At 70.2% G+C, this 21,840-nt stretch carries 24 protein-coding genes; 15 read left to right on the top strand and 9 right to left on the bottom strand.

The features are described 5' to 3' along the window. Nucleotides 1–268 precede the first annotated feature (268 nt). From EAH86_RS12375 to mctP, 3 genes are all read left to right on the top strand, one after another. Nucleotides 269–1,261: a type IV toxin-antitoxin system AbiEi family antitoxin domain-containing protein gene (locus EAH86_RS12375; RefSeq protein WP_140741152.1), complete on the top strand. Its 993-nt coding sequence runs from the start codon at nt 269–271 to the stop codon at nt 1,259–1,261. Between the two features lie 192 nt (nt 1,262–1,453). Beyond that, nucleotides 1,454–1,750: a DUF3311 domain-containing protein gene (locus EAH86_RS12370; protein ID WP_241668348.1), complete on the top strand. Its 297-nt coding sequence runs from the start codon at nt 1,454–1,456 to the stop codon at nt 1,748–1,750. Further along, nucleotides 1,747–3,423 (top strand): monocarboxylate uptake permease MctP, encoded by a 1,677-nt coding sequence (gene mctP / locus EAH86_RS12365; protein ID WP_140741149.1) that lies wholly within the window; start codon nt 1,747–1,749, stop codon nt 3,421–3,423. The genes EAH86_RS12370 and mctP overlap by 4 nt, the downstream gene beginning before the upstream one ends. Nucleotides 3,424–3,564: 141 nt before the next feature. Here the strand turns inward: mctP and EAH86_RS12360 are convergent, their stop codons facing one another. The 3 genes from EAH86_RS12360 to EAH86_RS20935 all read right to left on the bottom strand — a co-directional run bounded on the left by EAH86_RS12360 (nt 3,565) and on the right by EAH86_RS20935 (nt 6,487). Continuing rightward, nucleotides 3,565–4,782 carry an HD-GYP domain-containing protein gene (locus EAH86_RS12360; protein ID WP_161988645.1) on the bottom strand — a complete coding sequence of 406 codons (1,218 nt, stop codon included), beginning with the start codon at nt 4,780–4,782 and terminating at the stop codon, nt 3,565–3,567. An 80-nt stretch (nt 4,783–4,862) separates the two neighbouring features. After that, nucleotides 4,863–6,320, bottom strand: coding sequence for an HD-GYP domain-containing protein (locus EAH86_RS12355; protein WP_140741144.1), 1,458 nt, complete (start codon nt 6,318–6,320; stop codon nt 4,863–4,865). 44 nt (nt 6,321–6,364) lie between these two features. Further along, the gene (locus EAH86_RS20935; RefSeq protein ID WP_277752334.1) at nt 6,365–6,487 is read right to left on the bottom strand and encodes a hypothetical protein; all 123 of its coding nucleotides are present in this window, start codon (nt 6,485–6,487) and stop codon (nt 6,365–6,367) included. 302 nt (nt 6,488–6,789) lie between these two features. On the opposite strand from EAH86_RS20935, the gene EAH86_RS21040 reads away from it, so the two are divergent. Next, entirely contained in the window at nt 6,790–6,864 is a 75-nt protein-coding gene (locus EAH86_RS21040) for a 50S ribosomal protein bL37 (RefSeq protein ID WP_369791897.1), read from the top strand. A gap of 96 nt (nt 6,865–6,960) precedes the next feature. Here the strand turns inward: EAH86_RS21040 and rsrA are convergent, their stop codons facing one another. Both rsrA and EAH86_RS12345 read right to left on the bottom strand, forming a co-directional pair. Then, nucleotides 6,961–7,248, bottom strand: a complete 288-nt coding sequence (rsrA, locus tag EAH86_RS12350; protein WP_140741141.1) for a mycothiol system anti-sigma-R factor — start codon at nt 7,246–7,248, stop codon at nt 6,961–6,963. Then, on the bottom strand, nt 7,245–7,895 hold the full coding sequence (locus EAH86_RS12345) for a sigma-70 family RNA polymerase sigma factor (protein WP_140741138.1): 651 nt from the start codon (nt 7,893–7,895) through the stop codon (nt 7,245–7,247). The genes rsrA and EAH86_RS12345 overlap by 4 nt, the downstream gene beginning before the upstream one ends. A 256-nt stretch (nt 7,896–8,151) precedes the next feature. Between EAH86_RS12345 and EAH86_RS12340 the strand changes: the two genes are divergently transcribed. The 6 genes from EAH86_RS12340 to EAH86_RS12315 all read left to right on the top strand — a co-directional run bounded on the left by EAH86_RS12340 (nt 8,152) and on the right by EAH86_RS12315 (nt 14,874). After that, nucleotides 8,152–8,694 (top strand): ferritin, encoded by a 543-nt coding sequence (locus EAH86_RS12340; RefSeq protein ID WP_140741136.1) that lies wholly within the window; start codon nt 8,152–8,154, stop codon nt 8,692–8,694. A gap of 173 nt (nt 8,695–8,867) precedes the next feature. Further along, the gene (locus EAH86_RS12335) at nt 8,868–10,112 is read left to right on the top strand and encodes an efflux RND transporter periplasmic adaptor subunit (protein ID WP_140741134.1); all 1,245 of its coding nucleotides are present in this window, start codon (nt 8,868–8,870) and stop codon (nt 10,110–10,112) included. Next, nucleotides 10,109–10,819 (top strand): ABC transporter ATP-binding protein, encoded by a 711-nt coding sequence (locus EAH86_RS12330; protein ID WP_140741132.1) that lies wholly within the window; start codon nt 10,109–10,111, stop codon nt 10,817–10,819. The genes EAH86_RS12335 and EAH86_RS12330 overlap by 4 nt, the downstream gene beginning before the upstream one ends. Beyond that, nucleotides 10,816–12,042 carry an ABC transporter permease gene (locus tag EAH86_RS12325; protein ID WP_140741130.1) on the top strand — a complete coding sequence of 409 codons (1,227 nt, stop codon included), beginning with the start codon at nt 10,816–10,818 and terminating at the stop codon, nt 12,040–12,042. The genes EAH86_RS12330 and EAH86_RS12325 overlap by 4 nt, the downstream gene beginning before the upstream one ends. Before the next feature lie 35 nt (nt 12,043–12,077). Then, nucleotides 12,078–13,031: a hypothetical protein gene (locus EAH86_RS12320; protein WP_140741128.1), complete on the top strand. Its 954-nt coding sequence runs from the start codon at nt 12,078–12,080 to the stop codon at nt 13,029–13,031. Continuing rightward, entirely contained in the window at nt 13,024–14,874 is a 1,851-nt protein-coding gene (locus EAH86_RS12315; protein WP_140741126.1) for an HlyD family efflux transporter periplasmic adaptor subunit, read from the top strand. The genes EAH86_RS12320 and EAH86_RS12315 overlap by 8 nt, the downstream gene beginning before the upstream one ends. A gap of 34 nt (nt 14,875–14,908) precedes the next feature. Here EAH86_RS12315 and EAH86_RS12310 read toward each other — a convergent pair whose 3' ends face one another. Together EAH86_RS12310 and EAH86_RS12305 are read right to left on the bottom strand one after the other, a co-directional pair. Further along, nucleotides 14,909–15,541, bottom strand: coding sequence for an alpha/beta family hydrolase (locus EAH86_RS12310; protein ID WP_140741124.1), 633 nt, complete (start codon nt 15,539–15,541; stop codon nt 14,909–14,911). Beyond that, nucleotides 15,538–16,437 carry an SOS response-associated peptidase gene (locus EAH86_RS12305; protein WP_140741122.1) on the bottom strand — a complete coding sequence of 300 codons (900 nt, stop codon included), beginning with the start codon at nt 16,435–16,437 and terminating at the stop codon, nt 15,538–15,540. The genes EAH86_RS12310 and EAH86_RS12305 overlap by 4 nt, the downstream gene beginning before the upstream one ends. Before the next feature lie 119 nt (nt 16,438–16,556). On the opposite strand from EAH86_RS12305, the gene EAH86_RS20550 reads away from it, so the two are divergent. Genes EAH86_RS20550 through rsgA form a run of 3 tightly spaced genes read left to right on the top strand, consistent with a single transcriptional unit; the run spans nt 16,557 to nt 19,493 of the window. After that, on the top strand, nt 16,557–17,096 hold the full coding sequence (locus tag EAH86_RS20550; protein WP_194150777.1) for a DoxX family protein: 540 nt from the start codon (nt 16,557–16,559) through the stop codon (nt 17,094–17,096). After that, nucleotides 17,083–18,459, top strand: coding sequence for a 3-phosphoshikimate 1-carboxyvinyltransferase (aroA, locus tag EAH86_RS12295; RefSeq protein WP_140741120.1), 1,377 nt, complete (start codon nt 17,083–17,085; stop codon nt 18,457–18,459). The genes EAH86_RS20550 and aroA overlap by 14 nt, the downstream gene beginning before the upstream one ends. Beyond that, a complete protein-coding gene (gene rsgA, locus EAH86_RS12290) occupies nt 18,456–19,493 on the top strand; it encodes a ribosome small subunit-dependent GTPase A (protein WP_140741118.1) in 1,038 nt (345 codons plus the stop codon). The genes aroA and rsgA overlap by 4 nt, the downstream gene beginning before the upstream one ends. Here the strand turns inward: rsgA and EAH86_RS12285 are convergent. Further along, a complete protein-coding gene (locus tag EAH86_RS12285; RefSeq protein WP_140741116.1) occupies nt 19,415–20,011 on the bottom strand; it encodes a hypothetical protein in 597 nt (198 codons plus the stop codon). The genes rsgA and EAH86_RS12285 overlap by 79 nt on opposite strands. Nucleotides 20,012–20,013: 2 nt before the next feature. Beyond that, complete coding sequence (locus EAH86_RS12280; protein WP_140741114.1) at nt 20,014–20,553, bottom strand: superoxide dismutase family protein; 540 nt, start codon at nt 20,551–20,553, stop codon at nt 20,014–20,016. A gap of 158 nt (nt 20,554–20,711) precedes the next feature. Between EAH86_RS12280 and EAH86_RS12275 the strand changes: the two genes are divergently transcribed. Then, the gene (locus EAH86_RS12275) at nt 20,712–21,239 is read left to right on the top strand and encodes an RNA polymerase sigma factor (protein WP_140741798.1); all 528 of its coding nucleotides are present in this window, start codon (nt 20,712–20,714) and stop codon (nt 21,237–21,239) included. Beyond that, nucleotides 21,236–21,835, top strand: a complete 600-nt coding sequence (locus EAH86_RS12270; RefSeq protein WP_140741112.1) for a hypothetical protein — start codon at nt 21,236–21,238, stop codon at nt 21,833–21,835. The genes EAH86_RS12275 and EAH86_RS12270 overlap by 4 nt, the downstream gene beginning before the upstream one ends. Nucleotides 21,836–21,840: the final 5 nt, after the last annotated feature.

Raw genomic sequence — 21,840 nt, 5'->3', positions numbered from 1 at the left:
CGGCCTCGGCTGAGGTCGGCCCCCAGAGCCCTGCGAGGGCGCAGTCGGGCGCGCGGTCCGGCGGCGCGGGCGGGGTCGACTTCACCGCAAGGCGACTTCGCAGAGGATGGAGCCACTCGGCATACCGCTGCGGTGTCGGGAGAGGCTCCGTGGTCTGCGAAGTCGACGCGGGGTGGCCTGTCCACACCCAGTTCACCGTGACGACCGATGTCCACAGCACGTGGGCTCCGTCCAGGCCCCGACGCCTGGTTGAGGGCACGCTCTAGCCATGACGGACGTGCTGGTGGCTCGCGCCCTGGCTCGCGGCGGTGTGCTGTCGATGGCCGACATCAAACACGCAGGGCTGCGCAGCCGCGACATCATTCGACTGGTCGACGACGGCACGGTCATCCGGGTTGCGCCCCGCGCCTACGTGCTGGGCACCTCCATGGCTGAGGCGGCGACCCCTGAAGAGCGCCACAAGCTGTCGGCCATGGCGCGGGTGCTCTCGTTCGGCGACCGGGTCGCCGCCAGCCATCACTCCGCGCTGGCGCTGCACGGCCTACCGTTCTGGAGGGTCCCCGACGACGAGTTCCACGTCGCGCGGACGACAGGTCGCAGTTCGCGGCGACGCGGAGACCTCCTCCTGCACGAGTCCTATCCGAGTGAGTGTGGGGACCTCACCGTCCTGATCCGCTCCCCCGCCACCGGCATCACAGCAGTGTCCGTCGCTCTGGCTGTCATCGGCACCGCGATGGTCGACGGTGAGGAGGCCGGGGTCGTCGCGGCGGATGCCGCCTTGCATCGTGAGCTGATGACCGCACAGGAATGCAGCGCGTGGCTGGAGGCGCTGACCCGTCGCCCCGGTCTGGCCACCGCGCGCCGAGTCCTCGAGCTCGCCGAACCCCTGACCGAGTCCGTCGGCGAGTCTCGGACGCGGCTGTTGCTGCACGCCATGCCCGGGCTGCCTGCCGTCACTCCCCAACACCCGTTCGTGGACGACGCCGGGCACGAGTGGGCGCGAGCCGACTTCCTGGTCGGGGAGCGACTGGTCGTGGAGTTCGACGGCCGCACCAAGTACCGGGCGGCCGAGGGGTCGAACACAGCCGAGGTCGAGGACATCGTCTGGCGGGAGAAGCGGCGTGAGGACCGGATACGGCAGGACGGTGGTGGCAAGGTGGTGGTGCGCCTCATCTGGGCCGACCTCGACAACGGGGGCCGGGCGCGCCCCATGGTGCGCGCCGGTCTGCGGCAGGTCGAGGATCTCCCTCGAACCGCGTGATGGTGACTTCGCAGAGGTTGGGGCCACACGGCGTACCGCTGCGGTCTGCGCAGTGGCCCTGAAGACTGCGAAGTCGGGGTGTCGTTACCGATGTGACGCCTGTGGGATCCCACAGTTACTGGCGAGTCGGGCATACCGTACATCGCGGGCTGCTCATCGGCAGTCGCTCCTTCTGCACGCGGAGGTCCGAAGGTGAGTACCGACAACGCTGTCGACCACGACACCGTCCCCCCGGCCAACAAGGGACTGCTGGCCATTGCCGGCGTCCTGCTGGCCATCCCCATGATCGCCCTCGCCTGGGTGAGCAGCTACGCCAAGAAGGACCCCGAGCTCTGGGGCTTCCCCTTCTTCATCTGGTACCAGTTCCTCTGGGTCTTCCTGTGCTCGGCGCTGACCTACACCGCATACAAGCTGGTCCTCAAGGCCCGTCCCCACCGCCCGATGCCGGGCCATGCCGACACGGACAACGACAAGGAGGCCGGCCGATGACCGCCCTCGCGCCCACCGCGGCCAACACCGGCGTCAACGGCGTCGCGCTCACCGTTCTCATCGTGCTGTTCGCCCTAGTCACGGGCATCGGCTTCTATGCCAGCCGCTGGCGCAAGGCCGACAGCATGGAGTCCCTCGACGAGTGGGGTCTGGGTGGCAGACGGTTCGGCACCTGGGTGACCTGGTTCCTCCTCGGAGGCGACCTCTACACGGCATACACCTTTGTCGCGGTGCCGGCGGCGATGTTCGCCCTCGGCTCGGTCAGCGGCTTCTTCGCCGTGCCCTACACGATCGTGCTCTACCCGATCATCTTCATCTTCATGTCGCGGCTCTGGTCGGTCAGCCACCGACACGGCTACGTCACCCCCGCGGACTTCGTCAAGGGTCGCTACGGCTCGCGCGGGCTCTCCCTCGCGGTGGCCATCACCGGCATCCTCGCGACGATGCCCTACATCGCGCTCCAGCTGGTCGGCATCCAGGCAGTGCTCGAGGTGGCCGGCGTCGGTGGCAGCAACGCGCTCGCCAAGGACCTGCCGCTGTTCATCGCGTTCGCGCTGCTGGCGGCCTACACCTACTCCAGCGGCCTGCGCGCACCTGCGATGATCGCGTTCGTCAAGGACGCGCTGATCTACCTCGTCATCATCGTCGCGGTCATCTACCTGCCCACCAAGGTCGGCGGCTGGGACCACGTCTTCAGCGCCGCCGAGGCCAAGATGGCCAAGCCGAGCGTCGCCAACCCGGCCAAGCCCACCGGCGCGTTCATCCCGAACAGCCAGCAGTACTGGGCCTATGCGACGCTCGCGTTCGGCTCGGCCCTCGCCCTGTTCATGTACCCGCACTCGATCACGGCGACCCTGTCGAGCTCGAGCCGCAACACGATCCGCCGCAACGCCTCGATCCTGCCGGCGTACTCGTTCGTGCTCGGTCTGCTGGCCCTGCTCGGCTGGGTGGCCATCGCGGCCGGCACCAAGCCGATCGGCCTCGACGGCAAGCCGAACGCGCAGCTGGTCATCCCCCAGCTGTTCGAGGACATGTTCCCGAGCTGGTTCGCCGGTGTGGCCTTCGCGGCCGTGGCGATCGGAGCACTCGTCCCGGCAGCCATCATGTCGATCGCGGCAGCCAACACCTTCACCCGCAACATCTACCGCGACTGGATCAAACCCGATGCGACGCACGCTCAGGAGGCCAAGGTCGGCAAGCTGGTCTCGTTGCTGGTCAAGGCTTTCGCGCTCGTCTTCGTCCTCACCCTGGACAAGCAGAACGCGATCAACTTCCAGCTCCTCGGCGGCATCTGGATCCTGCAGACGCTCCCGGCGATCGTCTTCGGGCTCTACACCCGCTGGTTCCACCGCTGGGCGCTCCTCGGCGGCTGGGCGGTCGGCATGGTGTACGGCACGATCGCGGCCTACAACGTCATCAACCCGACCACCAAGGGCCACTTCGGCGGCTCCCTGGCGCTGATCCCGATGCTGGGCAAGATGGGCTACATCGCGATGACGGCCTTCGTGATCAACCTGCTCATCGCCATCATCGCCACGCTCATCCTGAGTGCCCTCAAGGTCGACCCCGGCAAGGACGACACGATCAAGGGCGACTACTTCGCCGACGCCGGCGACCCCCGCGTCGAGAAGAACCTCGGCATGGACGCACACCTCACCACCGGTACGCCATAGCGGTTGGTACGTAGCTCACCGCATCGGGCGGTGCCGGGACCGGTTCGCCACGGTCTCGACGCCGCCCGATTCGCTTGCCCCTCAACGACTCCACGCGCCATGACGCCCCGCGCGCAACAACAGTCCAGGTATGCCGGGTGGTCAGGAACCGCTCGGTGCCGAACGTCGTCGTCGTTCGAGAACCCGGGTGAGCGAGTCGACGACCCGCGGGTCGTACTCATAGCCCAGCCCGAGGTGGATCCGCTCCATCGCCCGGCGGTTGTCCCCGCCCGGGTCCTGGAGGTCGTCGTAGGCGTTGGCCACCTTGATGATGCGGCTGGACATCGGCAGGTTCTGGCCGAACTCGCGGACCTGCCGGTAGGGAGTCGTCTGGGCCTCGAGAATCTCCGCGACGTTGTCCAGCACACCCGTGGTGCGGACGATCTCGGCCCCGTCGTGCGCGATGCGCTGCTGGTCGGCCGGAGCCGCCATGACGGTGGCCCCCCGAGGGATGGGTTCACGGAGGGCGACCTGACCCAGGTCGTGCAGCAGCGCGGCATACTCCAGGTCGGTGAGCTCGCGCTGGCCCATGCCCATGTCGCGCCCGACTGCGACAGCGATGTCGGCGACGCGCTCCGCATGCTGGGTGCGGGTGTAGCCGGCCCGGTCGGTCAGCGACGACAAAGCCCCGATGGTCTGCCGGTACGTCGTGCGGATCGTCGCGTAGCGCTGGACGGCGAAGTACGTGAGCACAAGGGGGAACAGGAACAGTGGCAAGGCGGCGACACCGACGGCGAAGTCGGCCAGGGCGATCAGTGCCCCAGACGTGACCAGCGCGGTGGCCAGACCCCCGCTGGAACGGACTTCGTCGACGATCGACCGCAGCAAGGGCGCGTGGTCGCGCCCGGCTCGCACTGCGGCCTCGAGCGTGAGGTCGACCAGCATGGCCAGGGTGCCCACGGTCAGCATGAGGACCGCGACGAGCCACCGGTCGCCCGGCCACCTGTCCTGCCACTCGATCAGGGTGCGCCCGCCGAAATCCACCGACCGGTAGACCACCGCCGCGGTGGCGGCGGCGAGCAGGCGGGCGGCCGTGCCCCCCCAATGTGCGGACCCGGTGGCGAGCCGGAGGAGCAGCAGCCCGAGTGCCATCCCGATCGAGATGGTCGCCACCACGACGCTTGCGTCCACCGGGCGGCCGTCCGTCGAGGTGAGCGCCGTGAACGAGAGTCCGAGGGCGGCAGCTGTCGACATGGGGGCCGTAGCCCGGCCGGTCAGGATGGTGAGGCGCGCCGTCTCGCCCAGGGCGATAGCCACGAGGAAGAGCACCAGCTCGAGGGCGACGTCGCCGGTCAACCCGGTGGCCCCGCCGCGCGACATCCACAGGGATCCGAGGACGCAGGCCGCACTGAGGACCCCGATTGGCCCCCGGAGATCGATGCGCCGCAGCCGCTCTCGCATCAGCGCACCTCTTCCCCAGCGTGGTGCAGCGTGGCGGCGCGCCCGGTGATGCGGGTGTGGAGGCGCTCGGTGAAGGCGATGTGGTCGGAGACCTGGGGCTCGTCGTGGTCGAGCGCGACACCGGCGGAGGCCAGCTCGTCGGGGGTGCGGGCGGTCACGGTCCACTCATGGCGCAGCAGCGCCTTGACGAGCACCTCGACGACCTGGGGGTCGAGCTGGGTGCCGGACTGGCCACGGACGACGGCCATCGCGGCGTCAACGGTCAGGGCCGGCCGGTAGGACCGGGCGGAGGTCAGGCACTCGAACGCGTCGGCGACGGCGATGATCCGCGCGGCCAGCGGGATGGCCTCGCCGGCCAACCCGTCGGGGTAGCCGCGACCGTCGTACCGCTCGTGGTGGTGGGCGATGCCGTCCACCGAACCGGAGAGGAAGTCGACGTCCTTGACGAGCTCGACCCCGGCGAGCGCGTGCCCGGCCATCGTGACGAGTTCGTCATCGGTGTGCGGCTGTCGCGACCCCAGCAGGCGGGTGGGCATCGCCACCTTGCCGACGTCGTGCAGCATCCCAGCGGTCCGGGTGTCGTCGATCTCCTTGTGGCCCAGCAGCATGGCCTCAGCCATCCACTCACAGAGCTGGGCCACCCGCTCGCTGTGGCCGGCGTTGTGCGGTTCCTTGGTCTCCACGGCCGTGACCAGCGCCCGGAGAGTGCGCTCGTGGGAGCGCAGCTCCTCGCCGTACTGGACGAAGGCCCAGCGGGCGACGAAAAGAGGTGCGAGCACGAGTAGCGCGCTGAACGCACCCACCCGCGCAGGGATCCAGAGGACGACGAAGAGGAAGCCGATGACGCCGTAGCCGACGTAGGCCACCCCGGTGACGCTGAGCAGCCGCCAGACCTGGGTTCGCATGGGCACGCCGTTGGCCACGCGCATCACGAAGGCCAGGAGCACGGCGTTGGCGATGCACTGACACACATCTGCAGCGATGAGGGGCAGCCCGACACGGACGATGATCTCGCCCGCACCCTCGAGCTGACGCAGGTCGGGCGCGCCGTCCACCCATCGGTAGACCAGGCCACCGATTGCTGCGACGGAGGCGAGCATGGCCACGTTGAAGGCGGTGACCCGGGCCGGGACGCGACGGCTGAACAACACCGGAATGGCGGTGGCAATCCCCACCAAGGCGGCTCCAACGGGGCCAACGATGACCGCGGAGGCAAGGATGATGATGCTGGAGAACGAGAAGCTCACGCGTGAGCCGACATCGTTCTCACGAACGAGCCAACTCATCACGCCGAGGACGACAAACACGAGGAGGGCAACCAGGTCCTGGGGAGGTCCTGCAAGCTGCCAGCCGGCGGCGACAGAGGCAGCCGCAACGAGCCACACCGGCACCAGGTAGTTGAGCATGTGCCAGTTGGAGCGCCTTGCGGTCGACTGCTCGGCGGGCCGCGGGGTCATGACCTCAATCTACGCGTGCGGCAGCCAGCGCTAGGCGGAAAGGCTCAGCCGCCCCACTGCCAGTTGCGCCCTGCGAAGCCCTCGGTCGGACCCTCGGAGGGCGTCCAGATCAGGCTGTTGTCGCGGGTGCTGAGGATGGACTCGAAGATGGTGGTGATCGCCTTCATGGCGGATGCTCCTTCTGTCTGATGGCCGACTCGTCCGTTCGGCTACTTCAGACCATCACTTATCCCTAGCCGCCAGGGGTGCGGGTCGTGGACAGGACTATGATGCCGGTCAAGCTGCGCTCTTGGTGCGTTGCTTGCCTGTTCTTTGCCAAACCTTGAAGGTCGGGTCGCACCTTTGGGTCAGGTTTGTCCCCGACCATCCCTCTGAGGGCCCAACGGGACGAGCAACCCACTCGGTTGTGAGACAATGACGGCGCACCTGGTGCGCACCGCGCCACACCACCACCGACGGAGTGACTCCCATGAGCAAGCGCGCCCGCAAGCGCCGCTCGCGCAAGGGCAATGCGGCCAACCACGGCCGCAAGCCCAACGCCTGAGCCCGCGCCACGACGCATCGAAGGGGCGGTTCGAACCAGTTGGTTCGAACCGCCCCTTCGTCGTTGCCTCGCGGCCCGAAAGGCCGCTCTGGAGGGCTACTCCGAGATCGTGTAGCGGATGGTGGTGATCCGGGCCATGATCTGGGTTCGCAGCTCCACGGGAGCCTCCTCACAGGCACAGGACCGCTTCACCAGCGCCTTCAGCGCCTGGTCCAGGTCGTACTCCTGCAGGCACGGGCCGCACTCGTCGAGGTGGTGCTTGATCTTGACGGTGTCGTCCGGCGTCATCTCACCGTCGAGGTACTCGTAGACGCGGTGCAGGACCTCCGAGCAGTCGCTGCCTGCCGCGTCGCCCTGGCCCGAGTCCGCTCCACACCCGCTCATGAGTCCGCTCCCTGGGTGGCAAAGCCGCGCTCGGCGGCATACTCCGTCAGCAACTCCCGCAATTGGCGCCGGCCGCGGTGCAACCGCGACATGACAGTGCCGATCGGGGTTTCCATGATCTCAGCGATCTCCTTGTAGGCGAAGCCCTCGACATCGGCAAGGTAGACCGCCAGCCGGAAGTCCTCCGGCAGCTTCTGCAGCGCCCGCTTCACCTCGGTGTCGGGGAGGTGGTCCAGCGCCTCGGTCTCGGCGGACCGCAGCCCGCTCGAGCTGTGCGACTCGGCGCGCGCGAGCTGGTAGTCCTCGATCTCGGCGGCGTCGGACTGCAGCGGCTCGCGCTGCTTCTTGCGGTAGCTGTTGATGTAGGTGTTGGTGAGGATGCGGTACATCCACGCCTTGAAGTTCGTTCCCGGGCGGTACTGGTGGAACGCGGCGAACGCCTTGGTGTAGGTCTCCTGGAGCAGGTCCTCGGCGTCGGCAGGGTTGCGCGTGGTGCGCAGGGCCGCGGAGTACAGCTGGTCCAGCAGGGGCATCGCCTCGCGCTCGAAACGCGCCTGGCGCTCGGTCGGGGTCTCGCTGGCCACGTCGACGGTGGCGTCAGGAGTGGCCTCGTCGATGATGGTGTCAGTGGCAGGTGTGTCAGTCATTGCCCTCCAGCCTAGCCCGGCATCGGCCTTGGCTGGCTTGTCGGTCGGTGCGGAGAGACCCAGTGCGACGGGAGGCGCGATCGCAGCGCCGCCGGGGGCTGGGGCGGTCAGAACGGGCACGGGCAACTCCTGTGGTGCACCGGCGTGGTGCGCGGGTGCGGTGGATCGGGTGGTGGTGGGTCGGTCGCACTCTTCAACGGAGCGCGCTGCACCGACATTCCCTGGCCCCTGATCCCCAGGCACTACGGTTTCCGGTATGTCGCGCACTTCCGAGGCCTCGTTCGTCGAGCTGCTCACCCAGCAGGTCCGTCACGAGTTCACCGCCAGCCAGCAGTACATCGCGATCGCGGTCTGGTTCGACGGCCACGACCTCCCCCGGCTGGCGACGCACTTCTACCTGCAGAGCGTCGAGGAGCGGAACCACGCCATGATGATGGTCCAGTACATGCTGGACCGGGACTGGGCGCTGACCGTGCCCGGCGTGGACGAGGTCCGCAACGACTTCGACGCCCTCACCGCCCCGATCAAGCTGGCGCTGGCCCAGGAGAAGTCGGTCACCAACCAGATCGAGGCACTCTTCCGGGCGGCACGCGCCGAGGGCGATGTCCTCGGGGAGCAGTTCATGCTGTGGTTCCTCAAGGAGCAGGTCGAGGAGGTCGCTGCGATGAACACCCTGCTGACCATCGCCGAGCGCGCCGGCGACGACTGGTTCCAGATCGAGGACCACCTCGCCCGCGAGGCCGTGGGTGACAGCGGCAAGGACGCGTCGGCGCCGGCGGCTGCCGGGGGCGCGCTCTAAGCCGTTCCCCACCAGACCCAAGACAGGGAGGGTATGCCGCGTGGGCGGCATACCCTCCCTGTCTCGTTCACAGCCCGCTCACGTTTTCACAGCCCAGCCACAGCATCCGTCCACCAAGTCCCCAGCCGGAAGCAGGACCGTTCTCTCGGCATCGTCGGAGACTGGAGCACACCGTGGGCAGGCGCCTTCTTGGCAAGAAGAAGTGGATCGCCCTGGCTGGCGCGGTCGTCGTGGCGGGCGCGGCCGTGGGTGGCTGGGCACTGGCTCGACCGGACCAGAGCGCGGCCACGACCACCACCATCACGGCAACGGCGACAGTCGGGACGATCCGCCAGACCGTGGCAGCCACCGGCACCCTGGCACCGGCACAGCGCGCCGACCTGACGTTCCAGGTCGCCGGCACGGTCACCACGGTTCCGGTCGCGGTGGGCGACAAGGTCGCCAAGGGTGCCGCCGTCGCCACCATCGACGACACCGACCTGCAGGCAGCGGTCGACGCGGCCCAGGCGAGCGTCAGCGCAGCCGAGGACCAGGTCACCGCCGCCGGCGGCAGCACCTCCGCCCAGGTGGCATCCGCTGCGGCCCAGCTCGCAGCAGCGCAGAGCAGCCTCGCCCGGGCCAAGGCCTCTCTGGCCGACGCGACGCTGAGCTCCCCCATCGCCGGCACCGTGGCAGCGGTCAGCATCGCCACGGGCGACGCGGTCGGCTCCAGCTCGAGCGGCTCGGGGGGCTCCGGCGGCACGTCGGGCGCCAACACATCGAGTGACACCTCGACCGCGCAGGTCGTCGTCATCGCCACCAACGCCTGGGTGGTCAACGCCTCGGTCGGGGCGTCCGACCTCGCGAGCGTGAAGAAGGGGCTGCAGGTCGACATCACCCCCGATGGGAGTGCCCAGCGCGTGTTCGGCACGGTCAGCTCGGTCGGCATCATGGCCTCGACGGGCAGCAGCGGAGCCGCGACCTTCCCGGTCGTCATCAAGGTCACCGGCTCCCCGACCGGTCTCTACGCCGGCGGCACCGTGAGCGCCGCGATCGTCGTCAAGCAGGTCGACAACGTGCTGACCGTGCCGTCGGCGGCCCTGACGTCAGAGGGCGACGCAACGTACGTGACCCTGAGCAAGAACGGCAAGGAGACCAGGACCAAGGTCGTCATCGGGACCGTCTACGGCGCGTCGACCCAGATCACCTCAGGCCTGTCGCAGGGCGACCAGGTCGTCGTGCGCCAGATCCGCCTCCCCGCCGGCGTGACCAACGGCACGGGCGGCACCGGCCAGCGACAGCGCAATGGCGAGGGGACCGGTCAGTTCCCGGGTGGCAGTCAGGGCCAGTTCCCCGCCGGCGGCCCGGCTGGTAGCCCGGCTGGTGGCCCGGCTGGCGGCCCGGCTGGCGGCCAGGCGCCCGTGGGGGCCGGTCAGTGAGCGCCTCCTGGGGCTCGCAGATCCTGCGCCTGACGGAGGTGAGCAAGACCTACGCCACCGGCAGCCTCGAGGTCGCCGCGCTGCGTGAGGTGTCGTTCACGGTCGAAGCCGGTGAGTACCTCGCGATCATGGGTCCGTCGGGATCCGGGAAGTCCACCCTCATGCACATCCTGGGCTGTCTGGACGTCCCCACGTCCGGCGTCTACGAGCTGGCCGGACAGGATGTGACCGGGCTCAGCGAGGCCGAGCTGGCGGAGATCCGCAACGCCCGGATCGGCTTCGTGTTCCAGCAGTTCAACCTGCTTCCGACCTTGTCCGCGTGGCGCAACGTCGCACTCCCCTTGTGCTACTCCGGCACTCCCGCGGCGGAACGGCGTGAGCGGGCCGTCGCAGCGCTCGAGCGGGTCGGGCTGGGCGACCGCATCGACCACCGCCCCGGGGAGCTGTCGGGCGGCCAGCAGCAGCGGGTGGCGATCGCCCGGGCCCTGGTGACCGACCCGTCACTGCTGCTCGCCGACGAACCCACGGGCAACCTCGACTCCGCCTCCACCGAGGACGTCCTGCGGCTGCTCGACGAGCTCAATGACTCGGGGCGGACCATCGCGCTGATCACCCACGAGGCCGATGTCGCCGCCCGCGCCCGTCGCACGCTGCGGATCCGGGACGGCCGCCTGGAGGACCTCGTGACGTCGGGGGTCGGGGCATGAGCTGGTCGGAGACGTTGCGCACCGCACTCGAGGCGATCTCGGCGCGACGGCTGCGTTCGGTGCTGACCACCCTCGGGATCCTCATCGGCATCGCCGCGGTGATGCTGACCGTCGGTCTGGGCCAGGGTGCCCAGCAGACGGTGCGCGACCAGATCGGCAAGCTCGGCTCCAACCTCCTGATCGTCTCCCCGGGAAGCAGCACCACCAGCGGTCTGCGCGGCGGCCGTGGTTCCGCCTCGACGCTGACCACCCGGGACGCGACCATGCTGTCCGACCCCAGCGTGGCTCCTGACATCGCCGCGCTGGCACCGGTGAGCACCTCGTCGCAGAGCGTCGTCGCCGGGACGACGAACTGGACCACCCAGGTCGTGGGGACCACGCCCTCCTGGTTCCCCGTCCGCTCCCGCACGACCACCGACGGCCGGTTCTTCACCTCGGCGGAGGAGTCGGCGGCAGCCCAGGTGGCGGTGATCGGCACGACGACCGCGACCGAGCTCTTCGGCCGGCGCAGCCCCGTCGGCCAGACCATCACCATCGATGGGTCCGCCTACTCCGTCATCGGGGTACTGGACTCGATCGGCTCGTCCACCACCTCCGACGAGGACGACACCGTGGTCATCCCCGGCACGACGTATGCCGCGCGACTCACCTCCACGGGCAACGCGGCGTCGATCAGCACCCTCTACCTCAAGGCGACGTCGCAGCAGTCCCTGTCCGCGGCATACCAGGAAGCGCATGCGGCGCTGCTGGTGTCGCACGGCGTGACCGCGGCGTCGGCCGACTTCACGATCGCCAGCCAGGAATCGCTCGTGGCCACGGCCACCTCCACCGACCGGACCCTGACGATCCTGCTCGCCGGCATCGCCGCGATCTCGCTGCTGGTCGGAGGGATCGGCGTCATGAACATCATGCTGGTGTCGGTCACCGAACGGATCCGAGAGATCGGCCTGCGCAAGGCACTGGGCGCCACTCCGCGGGCGGTGCGGCGCCAGTTCCTCACCGAAGCCAGTGCGCTCGGGCTCGCCGGCGGCGTGCTCGGCCTCGCCCTCGGGTATGCCGGCGCCCGGCTGCTCCCCTCGCTGATCGACCAGCCCGTGACCATCGAGCCGTACGTTGCCGCGGGCGCGCTCCTCATCTCTGTCGCCATCGGGATCGGCGCGGGCGTCTATCCCGCGACTCGTGCTGCCCGACTGGCCCCCATCGACGCTCTGCGCAGCGAATGACCTGCGCCCCAACGGAACTCAGGAGCACCATCATCATGTCGACTCTCACCCGGGCGCCGTGGGCCGCCACCCTGGTCTCTGTGGTCCTGCTCGTCGCGGCGTGCGGCGGAGGCAACAACGCGACCTCTCCGACGTCCACCTCCGCGCCGACCACCCAGCGAGCGCTGGGCGGGGCAGGGAGCCCGGGGCAGGCCCGCTTCCCCGGGGCCAGTGGCCTCGTCGCGGCCGTCGACGGCACGACCCTTCAGGTCCAGGGCACCAGCACCCAGACCGCGGTCACCTACACCTCCAAGACGACCTTCACGAACCAGGTCGCGGCGGTCTCGGCCGACGTGGTCGTCGGTGCGTGCGTCGCGGTGCGCAGTGCGACGGCCTCCGAGACGCCGCCCTCGGCGTCGTCCTCGGCGCAGGCCACCCAGCCGGTCGCCGCCAGCAGTGTGAGCATCAGTCCCGCCGTCGACGGAGCGTGCACGGCCGGCTTCGGGCGCGGCGGCGCTGGCGGACTGCCGGGCGGTCCCGGGCAGGGAGTCCCGGGCGGCGGGGCTGCGCCGAGCGGGATCCCGGGCGGGGCGCCCAGCGGCACCCGGACTGGCCGGCCGGATGGAACCACGGGGGGCCGCCAGGGTGGCTTCGGGGCCGCCTTCGGCAGAGTCACCGCTGTCAGCGCCGGCGGATTCACGGTCGCGAGCCCGGTCTTCGAGCGTCCCACGGGGACGGCGGGGTCCGCCTCGACCACCAGCCCGGGCTCGAGCTCGACGACGCAGACCCGGACCGTGAGCGTGACGACGTCGTCGCAGACCACGTACACCAAGACCGTCCGCGCGACGGCCAAGGCCGCCGCCGTCGGCACCTGCGTCACCGCCGAGGGCAAGGCCGACGACACCGGCGCGATAGCGGCCACCTCGGTGGCTGTTCGTCCGGCCGAGAACGGATCCTGCAGCCAGGGCTTTCTCCGTGGCACCGCACCCACGGGAGCCACCAATGGCTGACTCACGCACCAGGCGACGCCCGGCCGTTCGCTCCGCAGCGGCGGCCGTCTCCGTCGCAGTCCTGCTGGGCGCCGGGTTCGTCGCGCGTGCCTATGCCTCGGACGACCCCACCAGCGGCTACCGGACCGCCCGAGCGACCACCGGCACGGTCGACCAGCGGCTGGCCTTCACCGGAACGGTCCAACGGGTCGACCAGCAGACGGCCACCTTCGTGGTCTCGGGCCAGGTCGCCTCGATCGGCGTGACGGTCGGCCAGTCGGTCACCAAGGGCGAGCAGCTGGCCCGCCTCGACAAGGCCGACCTCGAGGACGCCGTCGTGCAGGCCAAGGCGTCACTGGCCCGCGCCCGAGCCACCCTCGAGTCCGACCAGTCGGGGAGCACGACCACGACGTCCAGCTCCCAGGGCGGCACGACGGCTCTGTCCGCCCTGCCGGCGGCCTTCATGGCGAGCACGCCTGCGGCGACACCCAACCCGATCCCGACCGGGAGCAAGACCAGTCAGGGGCAGGGCGTCCCCGAGAGCGTCCGCAAGGCGCAGGAGGCCGTCGCCGCCGCGCAGGCCAAGGTCGCGGCAGCCCAGCAGGCCGCGACCACTGCCCTTGCGGCGGCTGACGACTCCTGCGCTGACGTCCTGGACGGAAACGGGTCCACCCCGACGGGGACGCCGACGGGCACCTCGACCACCCCGGCACCCGACCCGACCACCTCCACTGCCGCGTCCACCCCCAGCACTCCCTCCACGGCTGATGACACAGCAGCCCTGGCCTCCTGCCTGAAGGCGATGCGGACCGCGCAGGCAGCCCTGCACGCCGTGACAGCGGCCCAGGACTCGGTGACCGCAGCCCAGGACCGACTGGCCACTGCGCAACAGGCGTGGACACAGGCGCTCGCCAAGCAGGCCGAGGCTGCCGCCCAGACCTCGACGGGAAGCAGCGGCAACACTGGCGGCACCGGTGGTCGCACCGGGTCCACGGGTCAGACCGGGACGTCCGGCAGCACCGGAAACACCTCGCCTTCCGGGACTGGCTCCCAGACCGGCACCGGATCACGTTCTGGCAGCACGGATTCCGCGAGCCGGGTCGCCTCGGACGAAGCAAGCGTCACCCAGGCCGAGCTCGCCCTCAAACAGGCTCAGACCGCCCTCGGGCAGGCCACGCTGACGGCGCCGGTCGCCGGCACGGTGGCCGCGGTGGGCCTGACCGTCGGGGAGAGCGCCGGCTCCAACGGCATCACGATCATCGGCGGCACCGGCGCGACAGTCACCGTCGATGTCCCGGTCGCCTCGATCCCCAAGGTCGCCGTCGGGCAGGAGGCGGACGTCACGCCGCCGGGTGCGGTCGCCGCCGTCGAGGGGACGGTCCAGCAGGTCGGCCTGCTCCCGACGCAGACATCCGGGAGCGCCGCCACCTACCCCGTGGTCGTGCTGGTCGCTGAGGCCACCGCGACGCTGGCCAGCGGTGCCCGCGCCTCGGTCAGCATCCTGGTCGGCCAGGCAGCCGGGGTGGTCACGGTCCCGAACTCAGCCATCACGACCGTGTCGGCGACGTCTGCGTTCGTGACCGTCGTCAAGGGCGGTGTCGCCACCCGCACGTCAGTCACGCTCGGGACCGTCGGCCCGACGCGCAGCCAGGTCAGCAAGGGACTGGTGGCCGGGGAGACGGTGCTGCTGGCCGACGCCAACGAGGCGATCCCCACGACGACGAACCAGAACCGTGTCGGTGGCGGCTTCACCGGCGGCACGTTCGGTGGTCAGACCGGCGGCTTCACGGGTGGTGGGTTCACGGGTGGTGGGTTCACCGGCGGTGGCGCAGTGCCCGGAGGCACCGGGTTCGCACGCAACTAGGGCCCGCCTCTGGGGTCGCCTCTGGGGGCGCGCGCTAGCCGACCGAGCGGACGAAGGCCACGGCGGCCGCCACCACGTCGTCCGGCTTCCTCGTGAACCCGTGGCCGCCCTTGACCACCGTCACCCACGAGGGATCCGGCAGCTCGGCCCGCACCTCCTCGGGAGTCCCGAACGGATCGGTCTCCCCCTGCAGCACATGCAGGGGTATGCCGTGCGGCACGGGAGCGCGCAACTCCTCGGCGCGCGACGCCAGCGGCTTGCCGGGCGGGTGCAGCGGGAAGGCCAGCGCGAGCACCGCATCGGCACCGGTGGCGTGGGCGGTGCGGAAGGCCACCCTGGCGCCGTTGCTCTTGCCCCCGACGACCAGCGGTCGCGGCACCGTGCCCCGCCCGCTGGTGAGCCGCTCGAGGACAGGCAGCCACGCCGGGTCCTGGGTGGCGGCCGGCGGCGGCATCCGGCGACCCGCCACGGCCCATGCCTGCTCGACCAGCGCGACGGCCCAGCCGCCGGCCACGAGGCCGCCGCGGACGGCCAGCAGGTCGGCCGTGATCCCCCCACTGGCTCCGTGGGTCAGGACGACCGTGCCGCGGGCCCTGGCCGGCCGTACCAGCTGCACCCGGGCCGGGCCCAGCGGCGTCTCGACTTCGACCACGCGTTCACTGCTCATGCCGGGTTCGGCCCCCCTCGGGTCTCGTCTGCGTCAGCCGCGGTGTCGCCGCCGATGATCTCGCCCGTCATCGGGTCGACCACGCCGTCGAGCTCGTCCACACCGGCGGGCTCGATGAGCTGGGGACCGTTGCTGCGGTTGGACGACACGGCCGTGCCGACCGGATAGGCCTCGAACCGACCCGGGGACGCGAAGGCCAGCAGCCGTCCGACCTCGGCGGGGTCGGTCGTCAACGGGTCGAGCCAGGTGGACCAGTCCTCGCGCTCGAGCACCAACGGCTGGCGGTCGTGGATCCGGTCGAGGCCCGCTTCGGCCTCGGTCGTGATGATCGTGAACGTCGTCAGCCAGGCCTCGGGGTCGTCGCCGTCCGCGATCTCGCGGTCCCGCCAGAACTCGTACAGTCCCGCGAACGCGACGACGTCGCCGTCGGCCCGGTGCATGAAGAAGGGCTGCTTGCGCGGGTTGCCCTTGGCATCGGTGCTGACCGGCGACTTCTGCCACTCGTACCAGCCCTGGGCAGGGACCAGACAGCGACGCGACGCGGCGGCCTTGGCGAACGACCCCTTCTCCAGGACCGACTCCGCGCGCGCGTTGATCATCCGCATGCCGACCTTGGTGTCCTTGGCCCAGCTGGGCACCAGCCCCCACGTGAGCAACCGCAGCTGACGCACGGGAGCCGCCTCACCGGCATACCCCTCCTGGGTGTGGCGTGGTGCGCGGGTGAGGATGACCGGTGCCTGCTTGCTGGGGGCGAGGTTGAAGTCCGGCGAACCGGCGGGCGGCGACTGGGGGTTCTTGAGGATGCTGCGGGCGTGCTCACGGGACTGGTCCAGCTGGACCTCGAACTCCTCGATGAGCTCGTCGGGGTTGGCAGTGGCTGCATATCGGCCGCACATGCTGGACAGGGTACGCAGCGACGCTGACCTGCCAATACGGTAGTAATGGAGGCGACTGCGAACATCCGCGGATCCACCCGCGACCCCACCGCACCCTCAGGCACCACCCAGGAGTGAACATGACCCTCGTCCGCCGCGTGGCCCGACCGATGCTCGCCGCGATCTTCGTCGTGCAGGGACTCGAGCAGCTGCGCCATCCCTCCGCGCTCAACGCCAAGGTCGCGCCGTTCGCCGAGAAGCTCGCGCCGCTCGGTCTGCCCAACGACCCCGAGCTCCTCGTGCGGGCCAACGGCGCGGCGATGGTCGGCGGCGGAGCGCTCCTCGCCACGGGTCGGGTTCCGCGCGTCGCCTCGCTGGTCCTCGCGGGCGCGATGGTGCCGACCACCTATGTGGGACACCAGTTCTGGGCCGAGACCGACCCCGCGGCCAAGCGCGCCCAGCGGATCGGTTTCCTCAAGAACGTCGGCCTCATCGGCGGTTTGCTCCTGGCCAGCGTCGACACCGAGGGCAAGCCTGGGCTGGCCTATCGCGCCGGTCTCGCAGGCAGCTCCGCGAAGCGCACCGCCAAGCGGGCCAAGCGCGAGGCGAAGCTTGCGACCCGAGCCGCACGCCGCGAGGCCAAGCTGGCCGCGACGCAGGCGCACGATGCCCTCACCTGATCCATCGCACGTCTCGTCCACTGCCAAGTCCACCGGCTCGTCCGCTGCTGACACGAGTGCAGACGGCCCAGGGTGGGCCACCCCGACGGCACGACGACCGGTCGAGGCCGACGTCACCCTGCCGGGGAGCAAGTCCCTCACCAACCGCTTCCTCGTCCTGGCGGCTCTCGCCAACGGACCGTCCCTGCTGCGCCGCCCCCTGCGGTCGCGCGACACCCTGCTCATGGCGCAGGCACTGCGCGACCTGGGCGCCGGCGTCGACGACACGACGGCACACGGATCCGCCACTCCGGACTGGGTCGTCACCCCTGCGACCCTTCGCGGAGGCGCCCACATCGAGTGCGGCCTGGCTGGCACGGTGATGCGCTTCCTGCCTCCTGTCGCGGCTCTTGCCAACGGGCTCGTGACGTTCGACGGCGACGTGCAGGCGCGGGTGCGCCCGATGGGCCCGGTGCTCGACGCGCTGCGCGTCCTCGGTGCCCAGGTCGAGGACGACGGGCGCGGCACCTTGCCGTTCACCGTCCACGGCACCGGGCGTATGCCGGGCGGCTCGGTCACGCTCGATGCCTCCTCCTCGTCCCAGTTCATCTCCGCGCTCCTGCTGGCGGGCCCCCGCTACGACGGCGGCGTCACCATCCACCACGAGGGCAAGCCGGTCCCGTCCGAGCCGCACATCGAGATGACCGTGGAGACCCTGCGCGATGCCGGCGCGATCGTCGACGACGGGGACGCCAACACCTGGCGGGTCGAGCCTTCGGAGATCAACGGACTCGACGTCCAGGTCGAGCCCGACCTCTCCAACGCCGCGCCCTTCCTGGCGGCTGGCCTGGTGACCAGCGGCCGGGTCACGGTGCCGGGCTGGCCACAGCACACGACCCAGGCAGGCGACGCGATCCGCGACATCCTCGACATCATGGGCGCGGACGTATCGCTGTCCCGCGAAGGGCTCACCGTGTCGGGCACCGGTGAGATCAACGGCATCGACATCGACCTCCACGACGCCAGCGAGCTCACGCCCGTGGTGGCGGCGCTCGCCGCGCTCGCCGACTCCCCCAGCGTGATCCGCGGGGTGGCCCACATCCGGGGGCACGAGACGGACCGGCTGGCCGCCCTGGCCCGTGAGCTGGGCGCCAGGGGCGCCGTGGTGACCGAGACCGAGGACGGGCTGCGCATCACGCCGCGCCCGTTGAGCGGTGGGCTGTTCCACACCTATGCCGACCACCGCATGGTGATGGCGGGAGCACTACTGGGACTGCGTGCACCGGGGCTGGTCGTCGAGGCCCCGGACACGGTCGCCAAGACCCTGCCGGACTTCGTGGGCCTCTGGCACGAGCTCGTCGAACCGGGCTCTGCCACCCCATGACCCGCCGCACGTCGGACTACGACGAGAGCGATGTCCGGATCCGTCCCAGCCGTCGCGGGTCGCGGCCGAGGTCCAAGGACCGCCCCGCGCACGAGGACGCGGTCCCTGGTCTCGTCATCGCGGTCGACCGCGGTCGCTACACCGTCCTGGTGGCGAAGGGCGTTGGTGGCAAAGGAAACCCGGAACGCATCGTCACCGCGATGAAGGCTCGGGAGCTCGGGCGCAAGGGCATCGTGGTGGGCGACGACGTGGAGCTGGTCGGCGACACGACGGGCAACCCCGACGGCCTGGCCCGGATCGTGCGGCTCACGCCGCGGCGTTCGGTCCTGCGTCGCACCGCCGACGACACCGACCCCGTCGAGCGCGTGATCGTCTCCAACGCCGACCAGCTGGTCATCGTCACCGCACTGGCCAACCCCGAGCCGCGTCCCCGGATGATCGATCGCTGCCTGGTCGCTGCCTACGATGCCGGACTCGACCCCCTGCTGGTCCTGACCAAGGCCGACCTCGCCGACGCCGACGACTTCCTGGCCCACTACGCCCCCCTCAACGTCCGATACATCGTGACCGCCACCGGGGACTCTGGATTCGAGGGTCTCGAGGCGCTCCACGAGCAGCTCGTCGACCGGATCAGCGTCTTCATCGGGCACTCGGGCGTCGGCAAGTCGACCTTGGTGAACGGCCTGGTCCCGGACGCCCGCCGAGCGGTCGGTGTCGTCAACGACTTCACCGGTCGCGGCCGACACACCTCCAGCTCCGCCGTCGCGCTGCGCCTGCCCGAGGGCGCCGGCTGGGTGATCGACACTCCTGGCGTGCGGTCCTTCGGCCTGGCCCACGTCGACCTCGCCCGGATCATCCAGCACTTCCCCGACCTCGAGGCCGGCACTTCGCAGTGCCCCCGGGGCTGCACCCATGACGAGGAGGAGTGCGCCCTCGACGCCTGGGTCGCCTCGGGTCAGGCGGGGCCGGCAGGCACCTCGAGACTGGAGTCGCTGCGCCGGTTGCTGCGGGCGCGTTCGGGCGACACGGAGTGAGCCTGACGCGCCAGTGGCCCCATGACGAGGTGTCCTGCTAGAGCCAATGCCGTTGCCAGCACAGGCATCCCGAACAACAGGCCGACCTGCACGTGGTACGGGGCACTGAGCATCGTCACCTCGTCGAGCCGGTCCGTCCACCAGAAGAGCGCACCCGGACCGATGATCGCGACAAGGCTGACGAACCGCGCGAGCAGCCCGCGACGAAGGAGCAGCGGCCCGGCGATGAGAAACCCCGGCGCCAGCGGCAACCCCTGTCCGGCAAACAGGATCAGGCCCGGCACGAACAGGAACCTGAACCAGCGCCGCCACCCGGTCGCCTGCCGGGCCCGCCAGGACAGGCCGACGAGCAGCCCGACGATGGCACTCAGACCCACGATCGCCAGCGTCCCCGACCAGCTGAACTCGGGGCTGGTGGACACCATCCGCATCCAGGCCCTGGCGACCACCCCCCAGCCGGCGCCGAGGGCCAGACCGACGAGTCCCGCGCGCAGCGGTGTCACAGGTGAGGACGCCATGGTCACCACACCACCGGCAGGCAGGCGATCCGCGGACCGGCGGTTCCGTCGGGGGCTGTCGGGTTCTGGTGGATGACCACAGAGCGCTCGCCCGGGTCCGGGACCCAGTGGACCTGCGAGATCGACTGACCGTTGCCGCCCCCGTTGACGGTGAAGTCGAGCCAGATCTCGGTGGTGCTGCTCGCGACCGGGGGCACGACTCCGCTGTGGTTGTAGTGCGGCCCAGCGGCGCCGCCGTTGCCCGCGACACAGGGCCCGGTGTGCAGGTGGGCGCCGAACGTCCGCCCCGCGACCGAGCGGTCCACGCCCTTGACGACCAGGACGGCGTTGGCGTCCGAACCACCACCGACCAGGACCAGCTGGGCGCTGGCGTGGTCGAACGGACCCGATGCGGTCGGCGCCAGGTCGGAGAGGTCACCACGGAAGACGTTCGCCGTGCCGGCCACTGCAGGAGCGAGCGCCCCCAACGTGCCGACCAGCGCGACCCCCGCCACGACCATGCCCGTCCTACGCCACACAGGTGTTGCCTCCGAGGTACCCATGATGTCTCCTTGAGCGAGATAGCAGGTGTGCTGACACCTCGACAGACGCGACACCAGGAGACATCGGGTGACATGGGTGCCCCAGAAAAGTTCTTCGAAATCCGTTGTCACCCAACAGGTCGAGGCGTTCGTCTGTCTAGGTGATGGAGTCCGTGGGAATGCTGACAGGGAGCATCGGGGAGTCGACCGCGCAGGCCGCCGTCGACACTCTGGTGTCAGCGCTGTTCGTCGCCGAAGGCGCCCGGCTGGTCTCGCTCGCCCGGTTCTTCGTCGAGGACCGCACTGCGGCCGAGGACCTCGTCCAGGAGGCGTTCATCCGCTTGTCCCGCAGTGCGGGGCGGATCCGCGACCCGGAGCGGGCCGCGGCCTACCTGCGTTCGATCGTCATCAACCTCGCCCGGGACCACAATCGGCGTGGTCTGGTCTCGCTGCGACACCGGCCACCGGCTGTCCCTGACGAACCCTCTGCAGAGGAGACCGCCGCCGCCCGCGAGTCGCGCCTCGAGGTGGTCGCGGCGTTGCACGAGCTCCCCCGGCGACAGCGCGACTGCGTGGCCCTGCGCTACTACCTGGAGCTGTCGGTCGAGGACATCGCCCGGACCCTTGGCCTGTCCCCCAACTCGGTCAAGACCCATCTGCAACGCGGCCTGAGATCCTTGGCCGTCACCCTGGAGGAGACGCGATGAGTGCGCTCGAAGACCGTCTCCACGATGCCCTGGTCGCCGAGGGCCGCGTGCACATCGCGTCACCCGACCTGTTCGCCCGGGTCGTCGAAGGCATCGACCACGACCGCGCCCGGCGACGGCGGGTCCGTCGGGTCGCCGCGGCCTGGCTCGTCGCCGTAGCCGGCACCGCGACCGCCTTGTTGGCCCTGACTCCCAGAGACGAGAGAGGACTGCACATGCCCTGGTGGATTCTCGAGGCGGGGACCAACCTCGCCCTGCTCGCCATCGCCCTGTGGCTCGGCCCGTTCATCAAGCGGTTCGGCCGGGCCTACGCCGCCGACGTGTTCCATGACAACCCGTTGACGGGCAAGAGCTACATCGTGCTCACCGACATCGTCTACTACCTGATCTTCGCCGCCTACATCCTGTTCTCGCTGCACGTTGCGCCGCAACACGACTGGGGCAACGACATCAGCGGGAAGGTGTCCGCGGCGCAGGTGACCTTCGAGCTGGGCCGCCTCGGCGGCATACTCCTCATCATCGGGATCCTGCACGGTCTCAACATCGTCCTGATGCCGTTGCTGGGGCGGGTGTTCTCGCTCAACCGACGCCTCTGAGGGGG

Source organism: Pedococcus bigeumensis (genome assembly GCF_006438965.1).
In the GTDB taxonomy this organism is placed as follows: Bacteria; Actinomycetota; Actinomycetes; order Actinomycetales; family Dermatophilaceae; genus Pedococcus; species Pedococcus bigeumensis_A.
This window is presented reverse-complemented; position numbering and strand designations above follow the sequence as displayed.